We start from the raw sequence: 25,625 nt of genomic DNA, 5'->3' as shown, positions 1-25,625 counted from the left end.
TCTGCACACTTGTGAACCGGGTTCTTATGCGGAAGTCGCTAAGGTCGGGCGTACACACCAATGCCACGAGGGGAGCCGACGCGGTGCAGGACAACGCGACAGAGGTGACGGCGGCCGGGATCGCCCGGCTCGCCGGGGTGGGCCGGGCCGCGGTCAGCAACTGGCGGCGGCGGCACGCCGACTTCCCCAAGCCCGTCGGCGGCACCGAGACCAGCCCCTCCTTCGCCCTCGCCGAGGTCGAGGACTGGCTGCGCGCCCAGGGCAAGCTCGCCGAGGTCCCGCTGCGCGAACGCGTGTGGCAGCAGCTCGCCGGGCACCCGGCGGGCCCGGTCACCGCGCTGCTGCACGCCGGGAGCGCCCTGCTGCTCGTGCACGACCGGCCCACCGAATGGCTCGCGCTCACCGCGACCGACGACGACCACGCCCTCGCCGAGCGGCTGCCCGCCGCACTCGAAGGCGTCCTCACCCCGCGCTTCGGACACGCCACCGAGCGAGCCCTCGCCACCCCGGCGTCCACCGACCTGCTGCCGTCCGTGCCGCTGCTGCGCGCGGCCGCCGACCTCGCCGCCGAGCTGGGCGCGCGCGGCACCTTCACGTTCCTCCTCGGCCGCCAGCTCGACGCGAACCCGCGCCAGTACACGCTGACCCCGCCGGGCCCCGCGGAACTGATGGCCGCGCTCGCCGGACCCGCCGGCACGGCGCTCGACCCGGCCTGCGGCACCGGCGCCCTGCTGCACGCCGTGCGCGCCCTCGACGTCCGCCCCGGACAGCGCCTCTACGGCCAGGACGCCGCCGCCGAGCTCGCCGCCCTGACCGCGCTGCGCCTGGCCCTCGACGGGCAGGACGAGCAGAGCTCCGCGCCCGCCGTCCGCACCGCCGCCGCCGACACCCTGCGCGGCGACACCCTCGGCGACGTACGGGCCGACGTGGTCCTCGCCCACCCGCCGTTCAACGAGCGCGGCTGGGGCCACGACGAGCTGGCCTACGACCCGCGCTGGGAGTACGGCTTCCCGGCCCGCACCGAGTCCGAACTGGCCTGGGTGCAGCACGCGTTGGCCCGCCTCAAGGACGGCGGGACCGCCGTGCTCCTGATGCCGCCCGCCGTCGCCTCCCGCCGCTCGGGCCGCCGCATCCGCGCCGACCTGCTGCGCCGCGGCGCCCTGCGCGCGGTGATCGCCCTGCCCGCGGGAGCCGTCCCGCCGAACAACATCCCGCTGCACCTGTGGGTCCTGCGCCGGCCGGCCGCCGCCGTCCCCGCGGCACCCGAGCTGCTGCTCGTCGACACCACGGGCACCGCGTCCGGCGACGTACGGGAGAAGCAGGCCTGGGCCGCCGTGCAGGAGGCCGTGCTCGACGCCTGGCGCACCTTCGACCGCGCCGGTTCGCTGGCGGAGCGCCCCGGGCTCGCCCGCTCCGTGCCGGTCATCGAGCTGCTCGACGACGAGGTCGACCTCGCGCCCGCCCGCCGGCTGCCGCCCCCGGTCGCCGCGGGCGGCGCCGGCGAGCTGACCGCCGTGCGCGAGCGGCTCGCCGACACCCTGCGCCTGACCACGAAGCTCGCCCCGAAGGACGCGCCCGCGGCCGCGTCCCCCGCACGCTGGCCGCAGACCACGGTCGGCGAACTCGCGCGCGCGGGCGCCCTCACCCTGCGCACCGCCGCCACGACCGGCGGCGTCGGCGGGCACGCGCGCGTGCCCGCGCTCACCGACCACGACGTGCTCACCGGCACCGCACCCTCCGGCACCTACACCGGAGACGACGAACCCGTCCTCCTGGCGGCCGGGGACGTCGTCGTGCCGGTCGTCGGCGGCGGCGCCACCGCCCGCGTCGTCGACGAGGCCACCGCGGGCGCCGCCCTCGGCCGGGGCCTCGCCCTGCTGCGGCCCGACCCGGCCGCGCTCGACCCCTGGTTCCTCGCCGGGTTCCTGCGCGGCACCGCCAACAACCGGCAGGCCAGCAGCTACGCCTCCACCGCGACCCGGCTCGACGTGCGGCGCCTCCAGCTGCCGCGCCTGCCCCTGGCCGAACAGGCCGGATACGGCGCGCGGTTCAGGTCGCTGGCCGCCTTCGAGGACGCGCTGCGACTGGCCGGCCGACTCGGAGAGCAGCTCGTCCAGGGACTTCACGACGGTCTGACGGACGGCACCGTCGCGCCGGAATGAGAACCGGAGCCCGCGGCCCCGGAATCGCTACGGCAACGGTTCGGCACAACCGATGCCCGTGGCCCGAATCGGCCTATACGCTCGAAGGAACCAGGACGGCACCGTCGTACGTCCCACACAGTCCGAGCGACCAGGAGCAGACATGTACGGGCCCGGCGCGGCGCCGCCCTCGCGCAATGAGGGCACGGTCATCACCCTGAGGGTGCTGTTCCCCGCGCTGTCCGTGCTCAGTTGCGGTCTGCTGGCGTGCGTCCCGCTGTTCCGGGTCGCCGTGCTGCGCGGCAAGCCGCTGGACTGGGTGGCCGCGTGGATCGCGCTGCCCGTCACCCTCACCCTGCTCGCCATCGTGGGTTCGCTCCCTGAGGACGACCACCGCACGGACGTGGCGCTCGCCCTGGTCCTGATCATCGCCGCGGCCAGCGCCGCGCACTTCCTCGTGTTCGACATACGCCGACCGCGGCCGGCGCCCGTGGCCCCGGCCCCCTACCCGCCGACGGCCCCCACGGTCGGCTACGGATACCCGCCGGTGCAGCCCCGGCCCTACGCGCAGCAGGCGCCCACCGCACCGACCCAGGCCCCGGGCCCGGCACCCACGCCCACCCCGCCGCCCGCTGCGCAGAACCAGAACCAGGGCCAGCCCCCGCAGCGCATCGACCAGGTCCGCGCCGAGCTGGACGAACTGAGCGACTACCTGCGCAAGCAGGACGGCGGCCGGTGACCGCACAGCCCTCCCGCGCGGCGAGCGTCGGCCGCATCGTCGCCGAGCGGTACGAACTGTCCACACTCATCGGCCAGGGCGGCATGGGCCAGGTCTGGACGGCCTACGACCAGCGCCTGGACCGCCGCGTCGCCGTGAAACTGCTGCGCCCCGACCGCGTCGCCGGAGCCGAGGCCGACGAGCTGCGCCGCCGCTTCCTGCGCGAGTGCCGGGTCACCGCACAGGTCGACCACCCCGGCCTGGTCACCGTGCACGACGCGGGCAGCGACGGGGACGAGCTGTACCTCGTCATGCAGTACATCGACGGCTCCGACCTCGCCGACCACCTCGCCGAGCACGACCCGTACCCGTGGCCGTGGGCCGTCTCGGTCGCCGCCCAGCTGTGCGCCGTGCTCTCCGCCGTGCACGCGGTGCCGATCGTGCACCGGGACCTCAAGCCGCGCAACGTCATGGTCAAGAAGGACGGCACCGTCACCGTCCTCGACCTCGGCGTCGCCTCCGTCCTCGACACCGACACCACGCGCCTCACCCACACCGGTTCGCCCATCGGCACGCCCGCCTACATGGCACCCGAGCAGGCCATGGGCGGCGCGGTCGGCCCGTACACCGACCTGTACGCGCTCGGCGTGCTGCTGCACGAACTGCTCAGCGGCGACGTCCCGTTCGCCGGCACCACCGCCCTCGGCATTCTCCACCGCCACCTGTACGAGGCGCCGGTGCCGGTGCGTCAGCTGCGCCCCGAGGTACCGGAGGCGCTGCAGCACCTCGTCCTGCGCCTGCTCGCCAAGGACCCGCAGCACCGCCCGGCCTCCGCCCAGCAGACGTACGAGGAACTGCTCCCGCTGCTGCCCGCGCGCGGCGTGCCCACCGGCCATCCGCTGGACCCCACCCGCCCGTTCCTGCGCCCGCACGCCCCCTGGCCCGACCGGGCCCGCACGCCCGCGCCGCAGCCCGCCGGGTCCGACCTGCAGGGCGAGCGCCCGGACGTCGCGCGCGCCGTCGACGAGGTCAAGCGCCTGCTCGGCGAGGGCCGCATCACGCAGGCCGTCGACATCCTCGGCGCGATCCTGCCCGCCGCGGCCGCCCAGCACGGCGAGCACTCACCCGTCGTGCGCACGCTGCGCAAGCAGTACGCGGCCACGCTCATGGACGACGGCCAGTACCGCCGCGCCCTGCCCGAGCTGCGCCGCCTCGCCGACGAGCGCGCCGCCGAGGCCGGCCACGCCGACCCGCAGTCGCTCCAGTTCCGCTACGAGTCCGCCCAGTGCCTGGAAGCCCTCGGCGAACCGGCCGCGGCACTCGCCGAGTACCGCTCCCTGCTGCCGTACTACGAGAACCAGTACGCGACCACGGACCTGCGGCTCGCCCTCGAAGTGCGCCGCCGCATCGGCCAGTTGCTGCTCGCCGTCGGAGACCGGGGCGCCGCCCACGAGACCCTGGTCCGGCTGCTGCACGACTCCGAGCGGCTGCACGGGCCCGGGCATCCGTTCCCGGCGGAGGTCCGCCGCACGCTCCAGTGGCTCGGCCAGGTCCGCGGCTGACCCCGCGCCCGACCGGCAAAGATCGGGTCAACGCCCGCCCAAAACCCGCTTCCTGGCTGGCCCGCACCGCCGTGACCAGGCAAGATCAGCTCGCTTGCTGTGCGCTTCCCCCACCGGCGTGCCCGTGCCCTGCCCTTCCCCCCCCATCAGGGTCTGCAGCGACTTCACGTACGCCGATCAAGGAACGTCCCCTCATGCGCCTCACCACCCGTGCCGCGGGCCTGCTCGCCGTGGCCGCCGCCCTCCCGCTCGCGCTCACGGCCTGCTCCTCCTCCGACGGGTCCGACGGGTCCGGCACGGCCGGTTCGTCCGGCGGCGCCACCGCGTCGGCCGCCGCCAAGAGCCCCGCACCGCTCACCGGGGCCCGGTTGAAGAAGGCGCTGGCGCCCGCGTCGTTCTTCGGCGCCGGCTACGCCGTCGATCCGTCCGGCGCCCGCGACACCGGCACCGACTACCAGGAGCCGAGCAGCGACCCGGCCGCCCTCGCCAAGCCCGACTGCACGAAGTTCGGCGGCACCAGCTGGCTCGCGATCACCGGCGACGAGGGCGTCTCCTTCGCGCAGAACGACTACGTGAACAGCGCGACGACCACGGACATCGCCCAGCAGATCGACACCTTCCGCGGCACCGGCGCCCGGACCGTGCTCACGCACCTGCGCAAGGCGGCCGAGGCCTGCCCGACGTACCGGGACGCCGACACGAAGTCGACGGTGAAGGTCACCGGCACCGCGACGGCCGCCCTCGGCGACGCCGCGTACACCCTCACCCTCACCGACCCCACATGGGAGAACGGCACCACGCTGATCGCCGTCCGCGTGGGCCCGTCCGTGATCAGCGTCATGTCGACGGACGGAAAGGACAACGGGGCCGCCACGGCCGGGAAGCTGGCGGCGAAGATCTCCGACGCGGTCTCCGCGGCGCAGCACTGACACGACGTTCAGCACCGGGCCGTCCGCACCGGCCGGCCCGGTCGAGGCAACAGCCGCAGCAAGAACCGACGCAACAGCCGACGCAACAGTCCGAGCGACAGGGGTGGGGAACAGCATGTCCAGAGCGGGATCCGGCAGTCACCGGCTCTCCAAGCGCAACCGCTATGTCGCGTGGGGCGTCGCGGGCGCCGTCGTCGCGGCGGGGGCCGCGTTCGCCGCGACCAGCGCCTCCGCGGCGACGACGTGGCCCGCGCAGAAGACGTTCACCGGCCGCGCCTTCGACACCTGCACAGCGCCGTCCGTCGCCGCGATGAAGGCCTGGCACACCGGCTTCTACGGAGCCGCCGCCGTCTACATAGGCGGCAAGAACCGCGGCTGCGCGCAGCCCAACCTGACCAGGTCCTGGGTGACCTCGGTCAACTCCCAGGGCTGGAAGCTGATCCCCCTCTACGTAGGCGCCCAGCCGCCCTGCCAGACCGGCACCCGCAACGAGAAGATGACGACGTCGAACGCCGCGTCCCTCGGCGCGGCCGACGGCAAGGACGCCGTGGCCAAGGCCTCCGCGCTCGGCATGAAGGCGGGCAGCGCGCTCTACCTGGACATGGAGCCGTACGACATCAAGAACGCGTCCTGCAACAAGGCCGTGCTCACCTACGTACGCGCCTTCGACAAGGCGCTGCGCGCCAAGACGTACCGCGCGGGCTACTACGGCTTCAGCAGCTCCAGCGCCGCGGCGATCGCCACCGAGAAGGACCGCACCGACCTGCCGGGCAACCTCTGGTACGCCAAGTGGGACAAGGTCAACACGACGACCTCCGACTGGCCCTGGTCGAAGTCCCTCTACACGAACCACAGCCGCGCCCACCAGTACATGGTCAACAGCAAGGAGACGCGCGGCGGTTACACGATCACCGTGGACCGCAACGCCTGGGACGCCCCGGTCGCCCTCGTCGGCTGACCCGGGCGGGGCGGAGCGAGTACCTCAACTCGCGGCGAATCGTTGTCGAATAGGTGGCCGAGCCTGCGGCCACCTCCTACCATCGATCATCGGACTTTGTGCACCGACGCACAAACTCGCCGCAGGGAGGCTCACCTTGCACCGCCGCAACAGCAGCCGTCGCCGTACCGCGCTCGTCCTGTCCGCCGCCGCCATCGCCGCGGTCCCCGCTCTCACCGCCTGCGGTGGCGACGCGCACCCCGGCGCCGCCGCCGTCGTGGGCGGCCAGCGCATCACGGTCTCCCAGCTGGAGAGCCGGGTGAACGAGGTGCGGGACGCCCAGCAGGCCGTCACCACCGACAGCGAGTACGAGCAGGCCATCGCCAAGACCGGCGGCCTCACGCGCAACACGCTGCACACGATGGTCTTCGACCGGGTGCTGCACCGCGCCGCCACCGACCAGGGCATCACCGTCACCCGCAAGGAGATGCAGGACATGCGGGCCGGCCTGGAACAACAGGCGGGCGGCGCCAAGCAGTTGGAGACCGCCTGGCTGGCGCGGTACAGCGTGCCGCCGAAGCGGCTGACGGAGAGCCTGCGCACCGAGATCGAGGCGCAGAAGCTGGCGACCGCGCTCGGCGCCGACACGCAGACGCAGGAGGGCCAGGCCGTGTTCTGGAAGGCCCTCGGCGCGGCGTCCAAGGAGCTGCGCGTCGATCTGAACCCGCGCTACGGCGCCTGGAAGGTGACCCCCACCAGCCGCCTCGTGGAGGCCGAGACGCCCTGGCTCAAGCAGATCACCAAGGAGCCCGCCGAGACCCAGCAGACGGCCTAGGGGAGGGGGACGGTCGCGGCCTGCGTTACGTTCGAGTGGTGAAGGATCGAGAGGTGCACGGCACCACCAGCGACACCACCGGCGCGGCAGGCCGCATCGTCCTGCTCACCACCAGCCACCGGGTCGCCCCCGGACTGCTGTCCTGGCAGGCGTGGGCGGCCCTGCGCGGCGCCGACGCGGTGCTGTGCGCCGACGCCGCGCACCCCCAGCTCCCCTACCTCGAGGAGGCGGGGGTCGAGGTCACCGTCGCGGCGGCGCCGCTCACGGCCCGCGATCTCGTCGACCGCTGCGCCGACGGCGGCCGCACCGTCGTCGTCCTGGCCACCGCCGAGGGCGACCGCCGGCTCACGGACGGCCTCGCGACGCTGGCCGGCTCGGGCCGCGAGCAGATGCCGTCCCTCGAACTGCTCCCCGGCTCGTACGACCTGCCGGGCGCCCGCCTCCTCGACCTCGTCCAGGTCATGGACCGCATCCGCCGCGAGTGCCCCTGGTCCTCGCTGCGCACGCACGAGGACCTGGCGAAGTACGCGATCGAGGAGGCGTACGAGCTGGTGGAGGCCATCGAGACGGGGAACAGGGACGAACTGCGCGAGGAGCTCGGCGACGTGCTCCTCCAGGTCGTCTTCCACGCACGCATCGCCGAGGAGTCGGCCGGCGAGGCCGACGAGGACACCGCGCCGTTCTCGATCGACGACGTGGCGGGCGGCATCGTCACCAAGCTCATCCACCGCCACCCGCACGTCTTCGGCGACGACACCGCGTCCACGCCGGAGGAGGTCAAGGAGCACTGGCTGCGCACGAAGGCCGAGGAGAAGCAGCGGGCCTCGGTCACGGACGGCGTCCCGGTCGGCCAGCCCGGCCTGGCCCTGGCCGCGAAGCTCGGCTCGCGCGTGCGCACGGCGGGGCTCGACGTACCGGTGCCGACGGGATCCGGTGTGGGGTACGAACTGCTGGCGCTCGCCCTGCGGGCGGAGGCGGACGGGGTGGACCCGGAGGCGGCGCTCAGGGCAGCGGCCCGGGTGTACCGGGACGCGGTGCGGGCGGCCGAGGGCCTGGCGGGGTAGCCGGCGCAGCGCCCCTGGCGGGGCGGATACCGTCGGGGAGTGACCGAAAGCCCCGCCCCGCACGACGCACCCGCCCCGCACGACGCCCCCGCCGCGATGCCCGAACTCTTCACCTGGGAGTTCGCGAGCGACCCGTACCCCGCCTACGCCTGGCTGCGCGAGCACGCCCCCGTGCACCGCACCACCCTGCCCAGCGGCGTCGAGGCCTGGCTGGTCACCCGGTACGCGGATGCCCGGCAGGCCCTCGCCGACCAGCGGCTCAGCAAGAACCCGGACCATCACGACGGGTCGTCGCACGCCAAGGGCAAGACCGGCATCCCGGGCGAGCGCAAGGCCGATCTGATGACGCACCTGCTCAACATCGACCCGCCGGACCACACCCGGCTGCGCCGCCTCGTCTCGAAGGCGTTCACCCCGCGTACGGTGGCCGAATTCGCGCCCCGGGTGCAGGAGTTGACCGACGACCTGATCGACCGGTTCGCGGCGAAGGGCGAGGCGGACCTGATCCACGACTTCGCCTTCCCGCTCCCCATCTACGCCATCTGCGACCTGCTGGGCGTTCCGCGCGAGGACCAGGACGACTTCCGGGACTGGGCGGGCATGATGATCCGGCACGGGGGAGGGCCGCGCGGCGGCGTCGCCCGTTCCGTGAAGAAGATGCGCGGCTATCTCGCCGAGCTGATCCACCGCAAGCGCCACGACCCCGGCGACGATCTGATCTCCGGCCTGATCCGCGCCTCCGACCACGGCGAGCACCTCACCGAGAACGAGGCCGCGGCGATGGCCTTCATCCTGCTCTTCGCCGGCTTCGAGACGACGGTCAACCTCATCGGGAACGGCACGTACGCCCTGCTCACCCACCCCGAGCAGCGCGCGCGGCTGCAGCGGGCGCTGGCCGAGGGCGACACCGGGCTGCTGGCGACCGGCGTCGAGGAACTGCTGCGCTTCGACGGCCCGGTCGAGCTGGCGACCTGGCGGTTCGCGACCGAACCCCTCACCATCGGCGGCCAGGACATCGCCACCGGGGACCCGGTCCTCGTCGTGCTCGCCGCCGCCGACCGCGACCCGGCGCGCTTCGCCGCACCCGACACCCTCGACCTCGCGCGCCGCGACAACCAGCACCTCGGCTACGGCCACGGCATCCACTACTGCCTCGGCGCCCCCCTCGCGCGCCTGGAGGGACAGACCGCGCTCGCCACCTTGCTGACGCGCCTTCCGGACCTGCGACTTGCCCAGGATCCGGCCGATCTGCGGTGGCGCGGCGGTCTCATCATGCGTGGACTGCGCACGCTGCCGGTGGAGTTCACGCCCCACCAGAACTGACGAGCCGTCACATCTGTGACTTTCACGTGATCTGCGCTGCATCGACTTGTGACAAGCGTTCGAGTCCCGCTACGTTCACCAGTCATCGCGACATGTGCACATCCTGCACTCCCGCATCACCCGTCGCGTGCAGCAGCATCAGCCTCGCGAAAGGGAACCGCATGCTCTCCGGGAACGGTCGTCACCGTCGCCCCCGTCAGGCACCCGCTCTCGTTGTCGCCGCCGGTGTCACCGGCAGCGCCATCGCGATCCCGCTGCTCGCCGCGACCAACGCGAGCGCCGCCTCCACCAGCACGTGGGACAAGCTCGCCGAGTGCGAGTCCGGCGGCCAGTGGAGCCTGGACGCGGGCAACGGGTACTACGGCGGACTGCAGTTCTCGCAGGAGATGTGGGAGCAGTACGGCGGTCTCGACTACGCCGCGCGCGCCGACGAGGCCAGCAGATCCCAGCAGATAGCCGTCGCCGAGAAAGCGCTCGACGACCGCGGGCCGAGCGCCTGGCCGAGCTGCTCGATCGTGGCCGGTCTCACCAAGAGCGACGACTCGGCCGATGTCGACCCGGGCGCGAGCGCCTCCCCGTCGGACGACTCCTCGGACGGCTCCTCGGACTCCGCCGACGACTCCGCCACGGATTCGGGAGACAAGAATCACGACGGGTCCGGCACATCGGACACCCCGTCAGCCGACGCGACGGGCGATACCTCCGGTAACACGTCGAGCGACGACCCGAGCGACACGGCAAGCGACAAGTCGGACAAGTCGGGGCAGTCCGCCGACGATTCCGGCACCGACCCCAGCGCCGACGCCTCCGGCTCGGCGGCCGATCAGGAGCCCTCGGACGCGGCCACCCCGTCCGCCCCGGCCTCGGACGACGCCTCCGCCGGCGGCCGTCACCGCGGCGACCGCGCCACGGACGACACCTCCGACTCCCGTACGGGAGAAGGCCGTCACGCCTCCCGCGAGGAGCGGCGCGACGAAGGGACGTACACGGTCCGCTCCGGCGACAACCTGTGGGACATCGCCGACGCCCATGACGTCGACGGCGGGTGGGATGCGCTCTACGACCTGAACAAGAAGACGGTCGGCTCCGACCCCGACCTCATCCTTCCTGGTCAGAGTCTGGATCTTGGCCTCGAATCGGGCGAAAAGTAGCGGGAGTTCAGGGCTGGTTGGGGCGCGTATGTCCACTTTTGCGCGAGTGAGACATGAGTCTCAAAGACCCTGATCGTCTTTGAAATCGGGCGGATCCACTGCTTAACGTCGTCACCGCTCGCCACTGCGGGCCCCGACGGACGTCACGCCGAATCCTGCCAACGTCCGTACGGGAACAGTCGACGCGTCAGCGCCGTAGGCAGGAGCGGGGGACCCAGGTAAGTGCCGTTCAGGGAGACCGAGACGGCTTGGGGTTAAGCCGCGCACAAGGATGCGCGGCCGGGCACTCACTGGCCCGAACCCGACAGCTCACCTCGTAGGCGTCGGTGAGGGGATCTCTCCATGCTGCTTTCCAGCAAGGGCAAGCACCGCCGCCCGTCCAAGGCCGTCCGTGTCGCCACGCTCGCCGGCGTCGCCGGTGCCGCTGTCGCCGTCCCGCTGATGGGCGCCACCTCCGCCTCCGCCGCCTCCACCTCCGAGTGGGACCAGGTCGCGCAGTGCGAGTCCGGTGGCAACTGGTCCATCAACACGGGCAACGGCTACTACGGCGGCCTCCAGTTCTCGTCCTCGACCTGGGCCGCGTACGGCGGCACCGCCTACGCCTCCTCCGCCGACCAGGCCTCCAAGGCCCAGCAGATATCGGTCGCCGAGAAGGTCCTCGCCGCGCAGGGCAAGGGTGCCTGGCCGAGCTGTGGTGTGGGCCTGTCCGGCGCCTCCACCTCGAACTCCGCCCCGGCTCCCGAGCAGCCGAAGCAGCAGCAGGCTCAGCCGCAGCAGCGCTCCGAGTCCTCCACGACCACCCGCTCCGAGCAGCGCCAGGCGCCGCAGCAGCAGGAGTCGAAGAAGACCGTCACGACCCCGACCGGCAAGAAGGTCAAGAAGGGCGACGGCGAGTACAAGGTGAAGCACGGCGACACCCTCAGCAAGATCGCCGAGGCGCACGGCACCACCTGGCAGAAGGTGTTCAAGCTCAACAAGGACATCGTCACCGACGCCGACCTGATCTACCCGGGTCAGCAGCTGCACCTGAAGTAAGCCGCACGTATAGAGGGGAGCCTCGGCATCGGCGGACGCCGAGCTCTTTCGACCCGTCCCCATGTAACGGGCCGCTCGCATCGGCGCCCCATCCCGGCATCCGGGGTGGGGCGCCTTGCTGTCCGCCGACTGCGGCACCGTCGCGGCTGCCCGCGACCCGCACCCGGCGCTCGGCCCGGACACGGCGGACGGGATTCCGTCACCCGCACGCCACCACCCCGTTTTGTTCCAGTTGGGAACATTTCGCTAACGGCGTTGTCCACGAGACGGGCGGTCGGCTGGCCGATGCCCCGGAGCCGGTTAGGCTCATGGGTGCGGGAATGCGTTACCGAGGCAGCCCGCCCAGTTGCGTCACATCCCAGAAGGAGATGCTCGTGCCGTCCATCGACGTCGTCGTAGCCCGGGAAATCCTGGACTCCCGAGGCAACCCCACGGTCGAGGTCGAGGTCGGCCTCGACGACGGCAGCACGGGTCGTGCTGCCGTTCCGTCCGGTGCCTCCACCGGTGCCTTCGAGGCCATCGAACTCCGTGACGGTGACCCCAACCGTTACCAGGGCAAGGGTGTCGAGAAGGCCGTCCTCGCCGTCATCGAGCAGATCGGCCCGGAGCTCGTCGGCTACGACGCCACCGAGCAGCGCCTGATCGACCAGGCGATGTTCGACCTGGACGCCACGGACAACAAGGGCTCCCTCGGCGCCAACGCCATCCTCGGCGTCTCGCTCGCCGTGGCCCACGCCGCCTCCGAGGCCAGCGACCTGCCGCTCTTCCGCTACCTCGGCGGTCCGAACGCGCACCTGCTGCCCGTCCCGATGATGAACATCCTGAACGGTGGGTCGCACGCCGACTCCAACGTCGACATCCAGGAGTTCATGATCGCCCCGATCGGCGCGGAGTCCTTCTCCGAGGCGCTGCGCTGGGGCACCGAGGTCTACCACACCCTCAAGAAGGTCCTGAAGGCCAAGGGCCTGTCCACCGGCCTCGGCGACGAGGGCGGCTTCGCCCCGAACCTGGAGTCGAACCGCGCCGCCCTCGACCTCATCCTCGAGGCCATCAAGGAGGCCGGCTACATCCCCGGCCAGCAGGTCGCGCTCGCGCTGGACGTCGCCGCCTCCGAGTTCTACAAGGACGGCAAGTACCAGTTCGAGGGCAAGGAGCGCTCGGCGGCCGAGATGACCGAGTACTACGAGGAGCTCGTCTCCGCGTACCCGCTCGTCTCCATCGAGGACCCGCTGTACGAGGACGACTGGGCCGGCTGGAACGTCATCACCGAGAAGCTGGGCGACAAGGTCCAGCTCGTCGGCGACGACCTCTTCGTCACCAACCCGGAGCGCCTGGCCCGCGGCATCGAGGAGAACTCGGCGAACGCCCTCCTCGTCAAGGTCAACCAGATCGGCTCGCTGACCGAGACCCTGGACGCCGTCGAGCTGGCCCAGCGCAACGGCTTCAAGTGCATGATGTCGCACCGCTCCGGCGAGACCGAGGACGTCACCATCGCCGACCTGGCCGTCGCCACCAACTGCGGCCAGATCAAGACCGGCGCCCCGGCCCGCTCCGAGCGTGTCGCCAAGTACAACCAGCTCCTTCGCATCGAGGAGATCCTGGACGACGCGGCGGTCTACGCCGGTCGCAGCGCATTTCCCCGCTTCAAGGGCTGACCGGCCCCGACGCCTGCTGAGGCAGTAGTTCCGTACGTCCCCGCACTCGGTCCCGTACCGTGTGCGGGGACGTACGCACGTAGACGGGTGCCGCCAGGTGCCGCAGGCAGACGGGGAGGCCCAGAGGCGATGCCGGGAAAGCTCCGAAGCAGGGGCCGCGACGACGCCGCCCGCTTCTCCACGGCCACCCGCCTGCGCCTGCTCGGCGAGCAGACCGCGGAGCGCGTCTACCGCTCGCAGAACAAGCGCCAGGCCCGCCGCTCCCGCCTCACCGGCCGCGCGGCCCTGCTCGCCCTCGTCGTCTGCACCCTCGTGGTCGCGCTCGCGTACCCGATAAGGCAGTACGTCTCCCAGCGCGGCGAGATCGCGGACCTGCAGCGCCAGCAGCAGGAGGCCAGGGACCGGGTCGACAGGCTGCGTGACGAGAAGGCCCGCTGGCAGGACGACACGTACGCCGAGCAGCGCATCCGCGAACGGCTGCACATGGTGATGCCGGGCGAGACCGGGTACGTGGTGCCCGATCCGCGCTCCACTGAGTCGAGCCGCGCCGAGCAGGGCGAGGCCGACCGCCCCTGGTACTCGAACGTCTGGGACGGCGTCGACAAGGCCGACCGGGCGGACGGCTGAGCCGCCGCCCCGCCGCACCCCCTCCACTGATCCACGTACACGAAAGACACTCAGAGACAGCCATGGAAACGCCCCCGCCGCAGACCGCGCCCACCGCGCCCACGGACGCCGACATCCACGCGTTCCAGGAGCAGCTCGGCCGCCCGCCGCGCGGCCTGCGCGCCATCGCGCACCGCTGCCCCTGCGGCAACCCGGACGTGGTCGAGACGGCCCCGCGCCTGGAGGACGGCACGCCGTTCCCGACGACGTACTACCTGACGTGCCCGCGCGCGGCCTCGGCCATCGGCACGCTGGAGGCCAACGGCGTCATGAAGGAGATGACGGAGCGCCTGCAGACGGACCCCGAGCTGGCCCAGCAGTACCGGGCGGCCCACGAGGACTACATCGCGCGCCGTGACGCCATCGAGGTCCTGGAGAACTTCCCGAGCGCCGGCGGCATGCCCGACCGCGTGAAGTGCCTGCACGTCCTCGTGGCCCACTCCCTGGCCGCGGGGCCCGGTGTGAACCCGCTGGGCGACGAGGCGATCGAGATGCTGCCCGAGTGGTGGAAGAAGGGCGCGTGCGTGAGCGCGAAGCCCGCCGAGGAGGCCGTGTGACCAGGGTCGCCGCGATCGACTGCGGTACGAACTCCATCCGCCTCCTCGTCGCCGACGCGAACCCGCAGACCGGCGAACTCGTCGACCTGGACCGCCGGATGACGATCGTCCGGCTCGGCCAGGGCGTCGACCGGACGGGCCGCCTCGCCCCCGAGGCGCTGGAGCGCACGTTCGCGGCGTGCCGCGAGTACGCCGCCGTGATCAAGGAGCACGGGGCCGAGAAGGTCCGCTTCGTGGCGACCTCGGCGTCCCGCGACGCCGAGAACCGCGACGAGTTCGTGCGGGGCGTCCTGGACATCCTGGGCGTCGAGCCCGAGGTGATCACGGGTGACCAGGAGGCCGAGTTCTCCTTCACGGGCGCGACGAAGGAGCTCACCGGCCGCGCCGACCTGGACAAGCCGTACCTGGTCGTCGACATCGGCGGCGGCTCGACCGAGTTCGTGGTCGGCGACGACACCGTGGGCTCGGCCCTCTCCGTGGACGTCGGCTGCGTCCGCATGACCGAGCGTCACCTGGTCGACGACGAGGGCCGGGTCACCGACCCGCCGACCCCGGCCCAGATCGAGGCGATCCGCGAGGACATCGCCGAGGCCCTCGACAAGGTCACGCAGACCGTCCCGATCCGCTCCGCCCGCACCCTGGTCGGCCTGGCCGGCTCGGTGACGACGGTGGCGGCCCTGGCCCTCGGCCTGAGCGCGTACGACTCCACGGCGATCCACCACTCCCGGATCCCGTTCGAGAAGGTCGCCGAGCTCACCGACTGGCTGCTGACCTCCACCCACGACCAGCGCGCCCTGAAGCCGGTCATCCACCCCGGCCGCGTCGACGTCATCGCCTCCGGCGCCCTCGTCCTGCGACTGATCATGGAGTGGATCGGTGCCCGCGAGGTGGTCGTCAGCGAGCACGACATCCTCGACGGCATCGCCTGGTCGATCGCCTGAGGCGGAATCCGCGGAGCCGAGGGCCTCGAAACGAGCTCGCCTGAGCGTGTACGGTGCCGCCTGAGCACGGTCGAGACCGGTTCCGACACGCCCCGGCGACACTCCGTCGGGAAAGTTCGTGAAGTTCTTCACAAGGAATTCGGTCCCGTTGGACGCGGTTTTGGGGCCTTGGGCCCGTTCGGGGCCGTCCATGGGCCCTACCGGAAGGGATCCGTGGGGTTCCGCGCGTGTTACGCGGGGGTGAAATCCGGGAGTGGTCCAGTGCTTCCGAAGGCTCACTGTGGCTGCTCAAGAGGGGTGAGCAACGACTGGCGGTGCACCGTGGTTCCCCGCGTCGACCATGACTTGGGTCACGTGGGCGGCGAAGTGTAGCAGAGGCCCCACCCGTCCTTGTGAAGGGGCGCACGAGCGACCCCCTCCACTCGGGTGGATACTCGATGGCATGAGCACCACGGAGCGTCCCAGGATCCTCATTGTCGGGGGTGGGTACGTAGGCCTGTACGCGGCGCGACGCATCCTGAAGAAGATGCGTTACGCGGAAGCGACCGTCACGGTCGTCGACCCGCGCTCGTACATGACGTACCAGCCCTTCCTCCCCGAGACCGCCGCCGGCAGCATCTCGCCGCGCAACGTCGTCGTCCCGCTGCGACGCGCTGTGCCGGGAGCCGAGATTCTCACCGGCCGCGTCACCACCATCGACCAGGACCGCAAGGTCGCCACGGTCGCCCCGCTCGTCGGCGAGGCGTACGAGGTGCCCTTCGACTACCTGGTGATCGCGCTCGGCGCGGTCTCCCGCACCTTCCCGACGCCGGGCCTCGCCGAGGTCGGCATCGGTATGAAGGGTGTCGAGGAGGCCATCGGCCTGCGCAACCACGTGCTCGAGCAGCTCGACAAGGCCGAGTCCACGACGGACGAGGAGATCCGCCGCAAGGCGCTCACCTTCGTCTTCGTCGGCGGTGGCTTCGCGGGCGCCGAGACGATCGGCGAGGTCGAGGACCTGGCGCGCGACGCGGCCAAGTTCTACAAGAACGTGAAGCGCGAGGACATGCGCTTCATCCTGGTCGACGCCGCCGACAAGGTGCTGCCCGAGGTGGGCCCGGAGCTCGGCGTCTACGGCCGCAAGCACCTGGAGTCCCGCGGTATCGAGGTCTACCTCAGTACCACGATGCCCTCCTGCGTCGACGGTCACGTCGTGCTCAGCAACGGCCTCGAGGCCGACTCCAACACCATCGTGTGGACCGCCGGCGTCAAGCCGAACCCGGCGCTCGCCCGCTTCGGTCTCCCGCTCGGCCCCCGCGGCCACGTGGACACCAGCGAGAAGCTCCAGGTCCAGGGCACCGACTACATCTGGGCCGCGGGCGACAACGCCCAGGTCCCGGACCTGGTCGGCCGTGCCAACGGCAACCCGAACGCCTGGTGCCCGCCGAACGCCCAGCACGCGATGCGCCAGGCCAAGGTCCTCGGCGACAACGTGGTCTCCGGCATGCGGGGCTTCCCGCAGGGCGACTACAAGCACGCCAACAAGGGTGCGGTCGCCGGTCTCGGCCTGCACAAGGGCGTCGCGATGATCGTCATGGGCAAGATGAAGATCAAGCTCAAGGGCCGTCTCGCCTGGTACATGCACCGCGGTTACCACGGTCTGGCCATGCCGACCTACAACCGCAAGATCCGGGTGATCGCCGAGTGGACGATCAACATGTTCCAGAAGCGCGACATCACCGCGCTCGGCGCCCTGGAGACTCCGCGCGAGGAGTTCTACGAGGCCGCCAAGCCGGCTCCGGCGCCCAAGCCGGCCGCGGAGAAGACCGAGGAGAAGGTCGAGGAGAAGGCCAAGGCCTCCTGACCTCGCGGTAGTTCTGTCCCCGAAGGGGTCGCCCGCCATCCGTGGTGCGGGCGGCCCCTTCGGGTTTTTCCGCGCCAGATACATGGTGGCTACAAGTATTTTGCCTGTTCGTGACGCAATAACGGGACTGCGGGACCGCCGTCTTGGTGTTTACGTGGTGTTGGACCGTTCCGGGATCCGCCTGTCACGGAGGTGTGCGCCATGCAGGACGCCGCACAGCGGCTGAAGAATCTTGCCGAGCAGCTGCTCGGCGCCGAGCTCCCGGTGCGGCTGCGCGCCTGGGACGGCTCGGAGGCCGGCCCCCCGGACGCCCCCGTGCTGGTCGTGCGGGGCCGCCGCGCCCTGCGCCGCCTGCTGTGGAAGCCGGGAGAGCTGGGCCTGGCCCGCGCCTGGGTGGCCGGGGACCTGGACGTCGAGGGCGACCTCTATGAGGTGCTGGACGCCATGGCCGGGCTGATCTGGGAGCGTGACGACGACGAGCGCAGGAGCCTCGTCGAGGCGCTCAGGGACCCCCGGGTGCGGGCCGGTGCCGCCGAGCTGGTGAAGCTCGCAGGACCGTTCCTGCCGCCGACCCCGCCCGTCGAGGAGATGCGCCGCAAGGGCCGCCTCCACCTGCACACCAAGGGCAGCGACAAACAGGCCATCAGCCACCACTACGACGTCGGCAACGACTTCTACGAGCTGGTCCTCGGCCCCTCGATGGTCTACTCGTGCGCGTACTGGGAGTCCCCCGGGGCCACGCTCGAATCCGCCCAGCGCGACAAGCTGGAGCTCATCTCCCGCAAGCTCGACCTCAGGCCCGGCATGCGCCTGCTCGACGTGGGCTGCGGCTGGGGCTCCATGGCCATCCACGCCGCCCGCGAGCACGGCGTGAGCGTCGTCGGGGTCACGCTCTCCCAGGAACAGGCCGCGTTCGCCAGGAAGCGCGTCGCGGACGAGGGGCTCACCGACCGCGTCGAGATCCGGGTGCAGGACTACCGCGACGTGCGCGACGGGCCGTACGACGCCATCTCCTCCATCGGCATGGCCGAGCACGTCGGCTCGGAGCGGTACCTGGAGTACGCGAGCGATCTGTACGCGCTGCTGAAGCCGGGCGGCCGGCTGCTCAACCACCAGATCGCGCGGCGGCCGCAGGAGGACGAATCGGCGTACCAGGTCGACGAGTTCATCGACGCCTACGTGTTCCCCGACGGGGAGCTCGCACCGGTCGGCACGACCACGAGCCTGCTGGAGCGGGCCGGATTCGAGGTGCGGGACATCGAGGCGATCCGCGAGCACTACGCGCTCACCCTGCGCCAGTGGGTCCGCAATCTCGAGGCCCGCTGGCCGGAGGCCCTGAGGCTGGTCAGCCCCGGCCGGGCCCGCATCTGGCGGCTCTACATGGCGGCCTCCGCGCTCAGCTTCGAGCGCAACCGCATCGGGGTCAACCAGATCCTCGCGGTGAAGACGCCGCAGGGCGGCGCGTCGGGCATGCCCCTGCGGGCGCGTACCTGGAACTGACGTCCACCCGCGCGTGGGGCGCACCGGCGGTCGTGCCGCCGGTGCGCCCCACGCGCGCAACCACCCTTGCGCTACTCGGCCTTGATCGCCGCGAGCATGTTCAGGCGGGCGGCGCGGCGGGCCGGCCACAGGGCCGCCAGGATGCCGACGACCGCGGCGAGCGCGAGGAAGACGCCCATCCGGCCCCAGGGCAGGATCAGTTCGTACGTCGACATGCTGTTGCCGATGAGCTGACCCGCGGCCCAGCCGAAGAACACGCCCAGGCCGATGCCGAGCACGCCGCCGAACAGCGAGATCACCAGGGACTCCAGGCGGACCATGCGCTTGATGCCCTTGCGGTCGATGCCGATCGCGCGGAGCATGCCGATCTCCTGCTGGCGCTCGAAGACGGACATCGCCAGGGTGTTGATGACGCCGAGCACGGCGACGATGACCGCCATGGCGAGCAGGCCGTAGAGCATGTTCAGCATCAGCGTGAACATCTGGGCGATCTCGTTGGAGATGTCCTGGCGGTCCTGGATCTTGATCGCCGGGTTCTCGCCGAGGGCCTTGGTGAGCTTGTCCTTGGTGGCGTCGGAGGTGTCGCCGGACGTCTTCAGCATGACCTGCATGTCGGAGGCGTCCTCGGTGAGGTGCGGGGCGAGGGTCGGGGTGTCGACCATGATGCCCCGGACGATCTCGTTGGCCCGGTAGACGCCCGCGACGGTCAGCCGCTGCTTCTTGCCGTCCTCCCAGGCGACGTCGAAGGTCGAGCCGGCGGACCAGCGGTGGTCCTTCGCGGTCTTGTCGTCGACGACGACGTTCGTGCCGCCGACGTCGAACCGGCCCTTGTCGAGGGGGAGATCGACGAGATCGTTGATCTTCTTGCCGTTGACCCCGGTCAGGTACTCCGTCTGCCCGCCGATGCGGGCCGGGGAGTCGACCATGCCGCTGGTCGCGGTCACGCCGTCCGTCGTGTCGAGGGTCTTCAGGACGTCGGGGGAGAGCGCGCTCCCGTTCGCCATGGAGACGACGTAGTCCGCCTTGAGGGAGTCGGCCGCCATCTTGTCGATGGCCGACTGGACGCTGCCCGCGATCACCGTGAGCCCGGTGATCAGGGTCAGCCCGATCATCAGGGCCGAGGCGGTGGCCGCCGTACGGCGCGGATTGCGCACGGAGTTCAGGCGGGCCAGCTTGCCGGAGACGCCGAAGACGCGCAGCAGCGGGGCCGCGGCGGCGATCAGCGGGCGGGACAGCAGCGGCGTCAGGATGAAGATGCCGATGACGAGCAGCGCGGCACCGAGCCCCATCGGCATCTGGCCGTCGCTGCCGCTCATGGTCGTCGCGGCGAGCACGGCGGCGGCACCGGCGGCCGAGACGAGCGCGCCGAGCGTGTTGCGCAGGACCAGGGACTTGGCGGTCGGGGCGGCGTGCACCGCGTTCATCGCGGCGACCGGCGGGATCTTCGCGGCGCGGCGGCCCGGCAGCCAGGCGGCCAGCATCGTGATGAGGACGCCGACGACCAGCGCGGAGACGACCGTGCCGACGGAGACGACCAGCGGCCCGTCCGGGATGATCGCACCCGTCGAGTTCATGATCGACCGCATGCCCGCGCCGATCCCGATGCCGACGGCCAGACCGGTCACGGCGGCGACGGCGCCCACGAAGAACGCCTCGAGCAGCACGGAGCGGGTGACCTGGCGGCGGGAGGCGCCGACGGCGCGCATCAGGGCCAGTTCCTTGGTGCGCTGGGCGACCAGCATGGTGAAGGTGTTGGCGATGATGAAGATGCCGACGAAGAGCGAGATGCCGGCGAAGACCAGCAGCATCGTCTTCATGGAGCTCATCGACTCCGAGATCGTCCTGGCCTGGTCGTCGGCGAGCTGCTGACCGGTCTCGGTGTGCACGGCGGCGTCGCCGAGGGCCTTGTCGATGCCGGCCCGCAGCTGGTCCTCGCTGGTGCCCGCGGCGGCCGTCACGTCGATCTCGTCGTACGCGCCCGGCTTGTGGAACAGCGTCTGCGCGGTCTTCGTGTCGAACAGGGCGAGGGAGCCGCCTGCCGCGACGTTGCCGTCGTCGGTGGTGAAGATGCCGGTGACGGTCGGCGTGAGGACCGGCCCGTCGATCGACATCCGCACCTGGTCACCGATCTTGTACCCGGCGCGCTTCGCGGTCTCGGCGTCGAGGGCGACCTGGTTCTTCCCGTGCGGGGCCGCGCCCTCCTTGATCGGGTAGCGCGGGTCCTCGGTGCCCCAGTAGTTGCCGCCCTTGGTGGAGAAGCCGTTGCCGACGAGCTTGCCGTCCTGGTCGGCGACGGCGGCGTACCCGCTGACGACGCCGTACGCGGAGGCGGCGCCCGGCACGCTCCCCGCCTTCTTCAGGGTGGCGTCGGTCAGCTTCACCTCCTTGCTGACCTTGTCGCCCTCGGCGGCGGTGGCGCCGGGGGTGAGGGCCACGTCGACGTGGTCGAAGCCCTTGGAGGACGACTTCTCCAGGGCGGAGGAGATGGTGTTGGTGAAGACGAGGGTGCCGCTGACGAAGGCGACGCCGAGCATGACGGCGAGCACCGTCATGAGGAGGCGGGCCTTGTGCGCGAACACGTTGCGCAGGGCTGTTCGGAACATGGGTTTCTGCCAGTCCAGGGTTCGGCGGGGCTGTGCCCCAGGTGCCTAGGCGCCGTAGGGGCTCGTGGGTCGGTGGCCTGCGGGCCGTGTGTGGTTGCTCGCGCAGTTCCCCGCGCCCCTTACAGGGCGCTTCTGCGCGGGACGGTCAGCTCGTGCGGCCCTTGGCGTCGAAGCGCTTCATGCGGTCGAGGACCGAGTCCGCGGTCGGCGCGTGCACCTCGTCCACGAGGCGGCCGTCGGCCAGGAACACGACGCGGTCCGCGTAGGCCGCCGCCACCGGGTCGTGCGTGACCATGACGACGGTCTGGCCCAGTTCCCGTACGGAGTTGCGCAGGAAGCCGAGGACCTCGGCGCCGGAGCGCGAGTCCAGGTTTCCGGTGGGCTCGTCACCGAAGATGATGTCGGGCTTGGAGGCCAGGGCGCGGGCCACCGCCACGCGCTGCTGCTGGCCGCCGGAGAGCTGCGCGGGCCGGTGCGAGAGGCGGCCGGACAGGCCCACCATCTGGATCACGTTCTCCAGCCACTGCTTGTCGGGCTTGCGGCCCGCGATGTCCATGGGGAGCGTGATGTTCTCCAGAGCCGTCAGCGTCGGCAGCAGGTTGAACGCCTGGAAGATGAAGCCGATCTTGTCCCGGCGGAGCTTGGTGAGCTGCTTGTCCTTGAGGGAGCCCAGCTCCGTCTCGCCGATCCGGACCGAGCCGGAGGAGAAGGTGTCGAGGCCCGCGACGCAGTGCATCAGCGTCGACTTGCCCGAGCCGGACGGGCCCATGATCGCGGTGAACTCGGCCTGCCGGAACTCGATGGAGACGCGGTCGAGCGCGACCACCTGGGTCTCGCCCTGTCCGTAGACCTTCGAGAGATCCGTGGCGCGGGCGGCCGCGGTGGTGGTCCGGCCCGCGAGAGGGGTGGTGGTCACGGGAGGGTGCTCCTGTCGGGACGACTGCTGGGGACCGTCCCATCGTCTCCGCGGATCGGGCCCGTGAAGTCAGCCGCAGATCCCGTTCCGAGGGGCGACTCCGGTCGGACCGGGAGCGCCTGTGTCATACCTGGGGATGACACGGGACCCTGAGAGGGCGCCGCTCGGCCGGACGCGCGACGGCAGGTGAAATTCCGTCAATCCACGGGACCTGGCATGTGCCGATGGAAGGGCCTCCGGCAAGTGCGTATGGCTCCTGCTGTGTGCTGATGCACCCTCAGACGTCAATAAAATAAGACAACATCGTGCTGTTGTTCCGCTGATCGGGGGATGCCGCCGGATAGGCTCGGAGGGTCGAAGCGGAGCCCCACAGCCTGCCCGGATGGTGGAATGCAGACACGGCGAGCTTAAACCTCGCTGCCCTTCGCGGGCGTACCGGTTCAAGTCCGGTTCCGGGCACCTCCGATCCACTTCTTCGCCGCCGCATCCTCGCTTCTCCCTCGCTTCCCTCGCTTCCCTGGCTTTCCTTCACTTCCCCGCGCCTGCCTCCTGGCGCCCGGGGCGTGCCGTGATGCCCGCGCACCCATTGACACCCGTGTGACAGCGGGCGAGGATCCGCAGGAGCCGCCTCAATGAACGAAAGTTCACCAGGCGAACGGGATGCACGCAATGACGCGAGAGGGATCCGTATGCGCACCACCGTCGGCATCATCGGAGCCGGCCCGGCAGGGCTGCTGCTGGCCAGACTGCTGGACAACGCCGGGATCGCCTCCGTCGTCCTGGAGAGCCGCGACCGGGCCTACGTCGAGCGCCGCCAGCGCGCCGGAATCCTGGAGCAGGGCACCGTCGACGTGCTGCGCGCCGCCGGCGTCGGCGCCCGCATGGACCGCGAGGGCCTGCCGCACGACGGCATCGAGCTGCGCTTCGACCGGCGCCGCCACCGGGTCGACTTCCCGGCCCTGACCGGCGGCCGGTCGGTCATGGTGTACGCGCAGACCGAGGTCTGCAAGGACCTCATCGCGGCCCGGCTCGCCGACGGCGGCCCGCTCCTGTTCGAGGCGGAGGCCCTCGCCGTGGAGGGCGCCACCACGGACAGCCCGCGCGTCCGCTTCCGCCACGAAGGCGTCGAGGACGTCCTGGAATGCGACTACGTGGTGGGCTGCGACGGCTTCTGGGGCGTGGCCCGGGCCGCGATACCCGAGGCGCTCTCGCGGACGTACGAGCGCACGTACCCCTTCGGCTGGCTCGGCATCCTCGCCGACGTCGCCCCCTCCCACGACGAGCTGGTCTACGCCCGCAGCGACCGCGGCTTCTGCCTGCTGTCCATGCGCTCCCCGTCCGTGACCCGCGCCTACCTCCAGGTCCCGGCCGGCACGGACGCCGACGACTGGAGCGACGAGGAGATCTGGGACGAGCTCGACCGCCGCCTGGAGGTCGACGACCCGGGCTGGCGGCTCGCGCGCGGGCCGGTCACGTCCAAGTCCGTCACGCCGATGCGCAGTTACGTCCACGAGCCGATGCGGCACGGCCGGCTCTTCCTCGCCGGGGACGCGGCGCACATCGTCCCGCCCACCGGAGCCAAGGGCCTCAACCTCGCCGTCGGCGACGTCGTCACCTTCGCCCGCGCCCTGACCGCCCGCCTCGACCAGGGCGACTCCGGGCCGCTCGACGCGTACTCCGCGACCTGCCTGCGGCGCGTGTGGCAGGCCGAGCGGTTCAGCTACGCCATGACGACCATGCTGCACCGCACGCCCGACGCGACCCCCTTCGACGACCGGATCCAGCTGGCCCGGCTCGACCGCGTGACCAGCTCCAAGGCCGCGGAGGCCGATCTCGCGGAGGCCTACACCGGCTTCCCCCTGTGAGCGGAACATCACGGGGCTCTCCTGCGTTCCTCGTAACAGGATGGGAAAGATCCTCCCTGAGCAGTAGGGTCGGATCTTTGCCAAGCCATTACTCTTGTGGCAAGGCCATACACGGTGGCCATGGAGGAGTGAAATGAGGAGCAGTAACCCGGTCTTCTCGCGACGGGGGTTCAGCCGCGACAACGGCTACGCGCAGTTCAACGCGCAGCAGCCGCAGGCCGGGAGCCCCGCCGTAGGGACGCAGGCCAATCCGTACGGCCAGGCCCCCGCCGGCAACCCGTACGCGCAGAATCCCTACGCCCAGCAGGATCTGCAGTACGGCGCTCCGCAGGCGCCCGCCACCACCGGCCGCATGACGATGGACGACGTCATCATGCGCACGGCCACCACGCTCGGCACGCTGATCGTCACCGCCGCCCTCGCCTGGGCGCTGCTGCCGGTCGACGCCGACAACCTGCCGAAGTCGTACGGCATCGCCATCGGCGCGGGCCTCGTCGCGATGGTCCTGGGCTTCGTCCAGGCCTTCAAGCGCAAGGCGTCCCCGCCGATCATCCTGGCGTACGCGGCGCTGGAAGGTGTCTTCCTCGGCGTCGTCTCCAATGTCGTCGACACCCACATCGCGGACGGCGCGGCCATGCAGGCCGTCATCGGCACGATGGCCGTCTTCGCCTCGGTCCTCATCGCCTACAAGGCGGGCTGGATCCGGGTCAACCGTCGCTTCTACGGCTTCGTGATGGCCGCCGCGATGGGCTTCATCCTGCTCATGGCCGTGAACCTGCTGTTCGCGGTGTTCGGCGGCGGTGACGGCCTCGGCTTCCGCAGCGGCGGCCTCGGCATCCTGTTCGGCGTCATCGGCATCCTGCTCGGCGCCTGCTTCCTGGCCCTCGACTTCAAGCAGGTCGAGGACGGCATCGCCTACGGCGCGCCGAAGGACGAGGCGTGGCTCGCCGCGTTCGGTCTGACCATGACGCTGGTCTGGATCTACCTGGAGTTCCTGCGGCTCATCGCGATCCTGCAGGGCAACGACTAGCGGATCGCCGGACAGACAGTCCTGGGCCCGCGCACCCCTCGGGGTGCGCGGGCCCTTGTCGTGTGCGGGGGAGTCGGGGCGTCAGCCGAACCGCCGTGCGGCGCGCCTCAAGTCGTACTCATGGATGATCGCCTTGGCGTGGCCGTACGCGAGGTCGTGCTCCCCGCGGAGCCAGCTGACCTTCTCTTCGAAGCGAAGGAAACAAGGGCCTTCTTCGACGGTGCGCAGCCAGTCGGAGACTTCACGACCGGTGCAGTGGGGGATGCGAGCCAGCAGATTGCGGTGGGTCTCCTCGGAGAAGACTTGGGACATCGGCGCCTCCGGAACGCTTCGACGTGGCCGGTCCTTCACGCC

The 25,625-nt window shown here is 71.2% G+C and carries 21 protein-coding genes, 1 tRNA gene and 1 riboswitch; of the genes, 19 read left to right on the top strand and 3 right to left on the bottom strand.

The features are described 5' to 3' along the window. Positions 1 to 83: 83 nt before the first annotated feature. The 16 genes from ACQUQD_RS17050 (at position 84) to ACQUQD_RS16975 (ending at position 18,857) form a co-directional block, all read left to right on the top strand. Positions 84 to 2,162: an N-6 DNA methylase gene (locus ACQUQD_RS17050; RefSeq protein ID WP_428952941.1), complete on the top strand. Its 2,079-nt coding sequence runs from the start codon at positions 84 to 86 to the stop codon at positions 2,160 to 2,162. Positions 2,163 to 2,304: 142 nt separating this feature from the next. Then, positions 2,305 to 2,880: a hypothetical protein gene (locus ACQUQD_RS17045; RefSeq protein WP_428952940.1), complete on the top strand. Its 576-nt coding sequence runs from the start codon at positions 2,305 to 2,307 to the stop codon at positions 2,878 to 2,880. Further along, positions 2,877 to 4,421 (top strand): protein kinase domain-containing protein, encoded by a 1,545-nt coding sequence (locus ACQUQD_RS17040; RefSeq protein ID WP_428952939.1) that lies wholly within the window; start codon positions 2,877 to 2,879, stop codon positions 4,419 to 4,421. Before ACQUQD_RS17045 ends, ACQUQD_RS17040 begins: the two co-directional genes overlap by 4 nt. A 194-nt stretch (positions 4,422 to 4,615) precedes the next feature. After that, complete coding sequence (locus ACQUQD_RS17035; RefSeq protein WP_428952938.1) at positions 4,616 to 5,350, top strand: hypothetical protein; 735 nt, start codon at positions 4,616 to 4,618, stop codon at positions 5,348 to 5,350. A gap of 115 nt (positions 5,351 to 5,465) precedes the next feature. After that, positions 5,466 to 6,308, top strand: a complete 843-nt coding sequence (locus ACQUQD_RS17030) for a glycoside hydrolase domain-containing protein (RefSeq protein WP_428952937.1) — start codon at positions 5,466 to 5,468, stop codon at positions 6,306 to 6,308. 136 nt (positions 6,309 to 6,444) lie between these two features. Beyond that, entirely contained in the window at positions 6,445 to 7,122 is a 678-nt protein-coding gene (locus tag ACQUQD_RS17025) for a SurA N-terminal domain-containing protein (protein WP_428952936.1), read from the top strand. Between the two features lie 38 nt (positions 7,123 to 7,160). Next, positions 7,161 to 8,186: a nucleoside triphosphate pyrophosphohydrolase gene (locus ACQUQD_RS17020; RefSeq protein ID WP_428952935.1), complete on the top strand. Its 1,026-nt coding sequence runs from the start codon at positions 7,161 to 7,163 to the stop codon at positions 8,184 to 8,186. Between the two features lie 96 nt (positions 8,187 to 8,282). Further along, positions 8,283 to 9,509, top strand: a complete 1,227-nt coding sequence (locus ACQUQD_RS17015; protein ID WP_428957583.1) for a cytochrome P450 family protein — start codon at positions 8,283 to 8,285, stop codon at positions 9,507 to 9,509. Between the two features lie 161 nt (positions 9,510 to 9,670). After that, complete coding sequence (locus ACQUQD_RS17010; protein ID WP_428952934.1) at positions 9,671 to 10,660, top strand: transglycosylase family protein; 990 nt, start codon at positions 9,671 to 9,673, stop codon at positions 10,658 to 10,660. 181 nt (positions 10,661 to 10,841) lie between these two features. Further along, a riboswitch (cyclic di-AMP (ydaO/yuaA leader) is annotated at positions 10,842 to 10,998 on the top strand. A 4-nt stretch (positions 10,999 to 11,002) separates the two neighbouring features. Continuing rightward, a complete protein-coding gene (locus tag ACQUQD_RS17005) occupies positions 11,003 to 11,695 on the top strand; it encodes a transglycosylase family protein (RefSeq protein ID WP_428952933.1) in 693 nt (230 codons plus the stop codon). A 368-nt stretch (positions 11,696 to 12,063) separates the two neighbouring features. After that, positions 12,064 to 13,350: a phosphopyruvate hydratase gene (eno, locus tag ACQUQD_RS17000; RefSeq protein WP_164559084.1), complete on the top strand. Its 1,287-nt coding sequence runs from the start codon at positions 12,064 to 12,066 to the stop codon at positions 13,348 to 13,350. Positions 13,351 to 13,479: 129 nt separating this feature from the next. After that, a complete protein-coding gene (locus ACQUQD_RS16995) occupies positions 13,480 to 13,977 on the top strand; it encodes an FtsB family cell division protein (RefSeq protein ID WP_428952932.1) in 498 nt (165 codons plus the stop codon). A 62-nt stretch (positions 13,978 to 14,039) separates the two neighbouring features. Next, the gene (locus ACQUQD_RS16990) at positions 14,040 to 14,573 is read left to right on the top strand and encodes a DUF501 domain-containing protein (RefSeq protein ID WP_428952931.1); all 534 of its coding nucleotides are present in this window, start codon (positions 14,040 to 14,042) and stop codon (positions 14,571 to 14,573) included. Then, positions 14,570 to 15,514 carry an exopolyphosphatase gene (locus ACQUQD_RS16985; protein WP_428952930.1) on the top strand — a complete coding sequence of 315 codons (945 nt, stop codon included), beginning with the start codon at positions 14,570 to 14,572 and terminating at the stop codon, positions 15,512 to 15,514. Before ACQUQD_RS16990 ends, ACQUQD_RS16985 begins: the two co-directional genes overlap by 4 nt. A 442-nt stretch (positions 15,515 to 15,956) precedes the next feature. Next, positions 15,957 to 17,357 (top strand): NAD(P)/FAD-dependent oxidoreductase, encoded by a 1,401-nt coding sequence (locus ACQUQD_RS16980; RefSeq protein WP_428952929.1) that lies wholly within the window; start codon positions 15,957 to 15,959, stop codon positions 17,355 to 17,357. Positions 17,358 to 17,558: 201 nt separating this feature from the next. Then, positions 17,559 to 18,857 carry a class I SAM-dependent methyltransferase gene (locus ACQUQD_RS16975; RefSeq protein WP_428952928.1) on the top strand — a complete coding sequence of 433 codons (1,299 nt, stop codon included), beginning with the start codon at positions 17,559 to 17,561 and terminating at the stop codon, positions 18,855 to 18,857. 71 nt (positions 18,858 to 18,928) lie between these two features. Here ACQUQD_RS16975 and ACQUQD_RS16970 read toward each other — a convergent pair whose 3' ends face one another. Then, positions 18,929 to 21,460, bottom strand: coding sequence for an ABC transporter permease (locus ACQUQD_RS16970; protein WP_428952927.1), 2,532 nt, complete (start codon positions 21,458 to 21,460; stop codon positions 18,929 to 18,931). 145 nt (positions 21,461 to 21,605) lie between these two features. Further along, a complete protein-coding gene (locus ACQUQD_RS16965; RefSeq protein ID WP_428952926.1) occupies positions 21,606 to 22,376 on the bottom strand; it encodes an ABC transporter ATP-binding protein in 771 nt (256 codons plus the stop codon). A 376-nt stretch (positions 22,377 to 22,752) separates the two neighbouring features. Here ACQUQD_RS16965 and ACQUQD_RS16960 point away from each other — a divergent pair. The 3 genes from ACQUQD_RS16960 (at position 22,753) to ACQUQD_RS16950 (ending at position 25,271) form a co-directional block, all read left to right on the top strand. Then, positions 22,753 to 22,835, top strand: a tRNA-Leu gene (locus tag ACQUQD_RS16960). 230 nt (positions 22,836 to 23,065) lie between these two features. After that, entirely contained in the window at positions 23,066 to 24,241 is a 1,176-nt protein-coding gene (locus ACQUQD_RS16955; RefSeq protein WP_428952925.1) for a 4-hydroxybenzoate 3-monooxygenase, read from the top strand. A 133-nt stretch (positions 24,242 to 24,374) separates the two neighbouring features. After that, a complete protein-coding gene (locus ACQUQD_RS16950; protein WP_428952924.1) occupies positions 24,375 to 25,271 on the top strand; it encodes a Bax inhibitor-1/YccA family protein in 897 nt (298 codons plus the stop codon). Between the two features lie 81 nt (positions 25,272 to 25,352). Here the strand turns inward: ACQUQD_RS16950 and ACQUQD_RS16945 are convergent, their stop codons facing one another. Further along, on the bottom strand, positions 25,353 to 25,583 hold the full coding sequence (locus ACQUQD_RS16945; protein WP_365566309.1) for a DUF4287 domain-containing protein: 231 nt from the start codon (positions 25,581 to 25,583) through the stop codon (positions 25,353 to 25,355). Between the last annotated feature and the right edge of the window lie 42 nt (positions 25,584 to 25,625).

The organism is Streptomyces sp. cg35, assembly GCF_050410835.1.
In the GTDB taxonomy this organism is placed as follows: domain Bacteria; phylum Actinomycetota; class Actinomycetes; order Streptomycetales; family Streptomycetaceae; genus Streptomyces.
Note: the sequence above shows the minus strand (reverse complement) of the source record. Positions and strands in the feature narration are given on the sequence as shown.

What these genes read in the sequence shown, in the direction of transcription:
- ACQUQD_RS17015 (WP_428957583.1), top strand. Translation starts at nt 8,283, where the DNA reads ATGCCCGAACTCTTCACCTGGGAGTTCGCGAGCGACCCGTACCCCGCC.
- eno (WP_164559084.1), top strand. Translation starts at nt 12,064, where the DNA reads ATGCTCGTGCCGTCCATCGACGTCGTCGTAGCCCGGGAAATCCTGGAC.
- ACQUQD_RS17030 (WP_428952937.1), top strand. Translation starts at nt 5,466, where the DNA reads ATGTCCAGAGCGGGATCCGGCAGTCACCGGCTCTCCAAGCGCAACCGC.
- ACQUQD_RS17035 (WP_428952938.1), top strand. Translation starts at nt 4,616, where the DNA reads ATGCGCCTCACCACCCGTGCCGCGGGCCTGCTCGCCGTGGCCGCCGCC.
- ACQUQD_RS17010 (WP_428952934.1), top strand. Translation starts at nt 9,671, where the DNA reads ATGCTCTCCGGGAACGGTCGTCACCGTCGCCCCCGTCAGGCACCCGCT.
- ACQUQD_RS16980 (WP_428952929.1), top strand. Translation starts at nt 15,957, where the DNA reads ATGAGCACCACGGAGCGTCCCAGGATCCTCATTGTCGGGGGTGGGTAC.
- ACQUQD_RS16990 (WP_428952931.1), top strand. Translation starts at nt 14,040, where the DNA reads ATGGAAACGCCCCCGCCGCAGACCGCGCCCACCGCGCCCACGGACGCC.
- ACQUQD_RS16950 (WP_428952924.1), top strand. Translation starts at nt 24,375, where the DNA reads ATGAGGAGCAGTAACCCGGTCTTCTCGCGACGGGGGTTCAGCCGCGAC.
- ACQUQD_RS16945 (WP_365566309.1), bottom strand. Translation starts at nt 25,583, where the DNA reads ATGTCCCAAGTCTTCTCCGAGGAGACCCACCGCAATCTGCTGGCTCGC.
- ACQUQD_RS17045 (WP_428952940.1), top strand. Translation starts at nt 2,305, where the DNA reads ATGTACGGGCCCGGCGCGGCGCCGCCCTCGCGCAATGAGGGCACGGTC.
- ACQUQD_RS16975 (WP_428952928.1), top strand. Translation starts at nt 17,559, where the DNA reads ATGCAGGACGCCGCACAGCGGCTGAAGAATCTTGCCGAGCAGCTGCTC.
- ACQUQD_RS16995 (WP_428952932.1), top strand. Translation starts at nt 13,480, where the DNA reads ATGCCGGGAAAGCTCCGAAGCAGGGGCCGCGACGACGCCGCCCGCTTC.
- ACQUQD_RS16955 (WP_428952925.1), top strand. Translation starts at nt 23,066, where the DNA reads ATGCGCACCACCGTCGGCATCATCGGAGCCGGCCCGGCAGGGCTGCTG.
- ACQUQD_RS16970 (WP_428952927.1), bottom strand. Translation starts at nt 21,460, where the DNA reads ATGTTCCGAACAGCCCTGCGCAACGTGTTCGCGCACAAGGCCCGCCTC.
- ACQUQD_RS17005 (WP_428952933.1), top strand. Translation starts at nt 11,003, where the DNA reads ATGCTGCTTTCCAGCAAGGGCAAGCACCGCCGCCCGTCCAAGGCCGTC.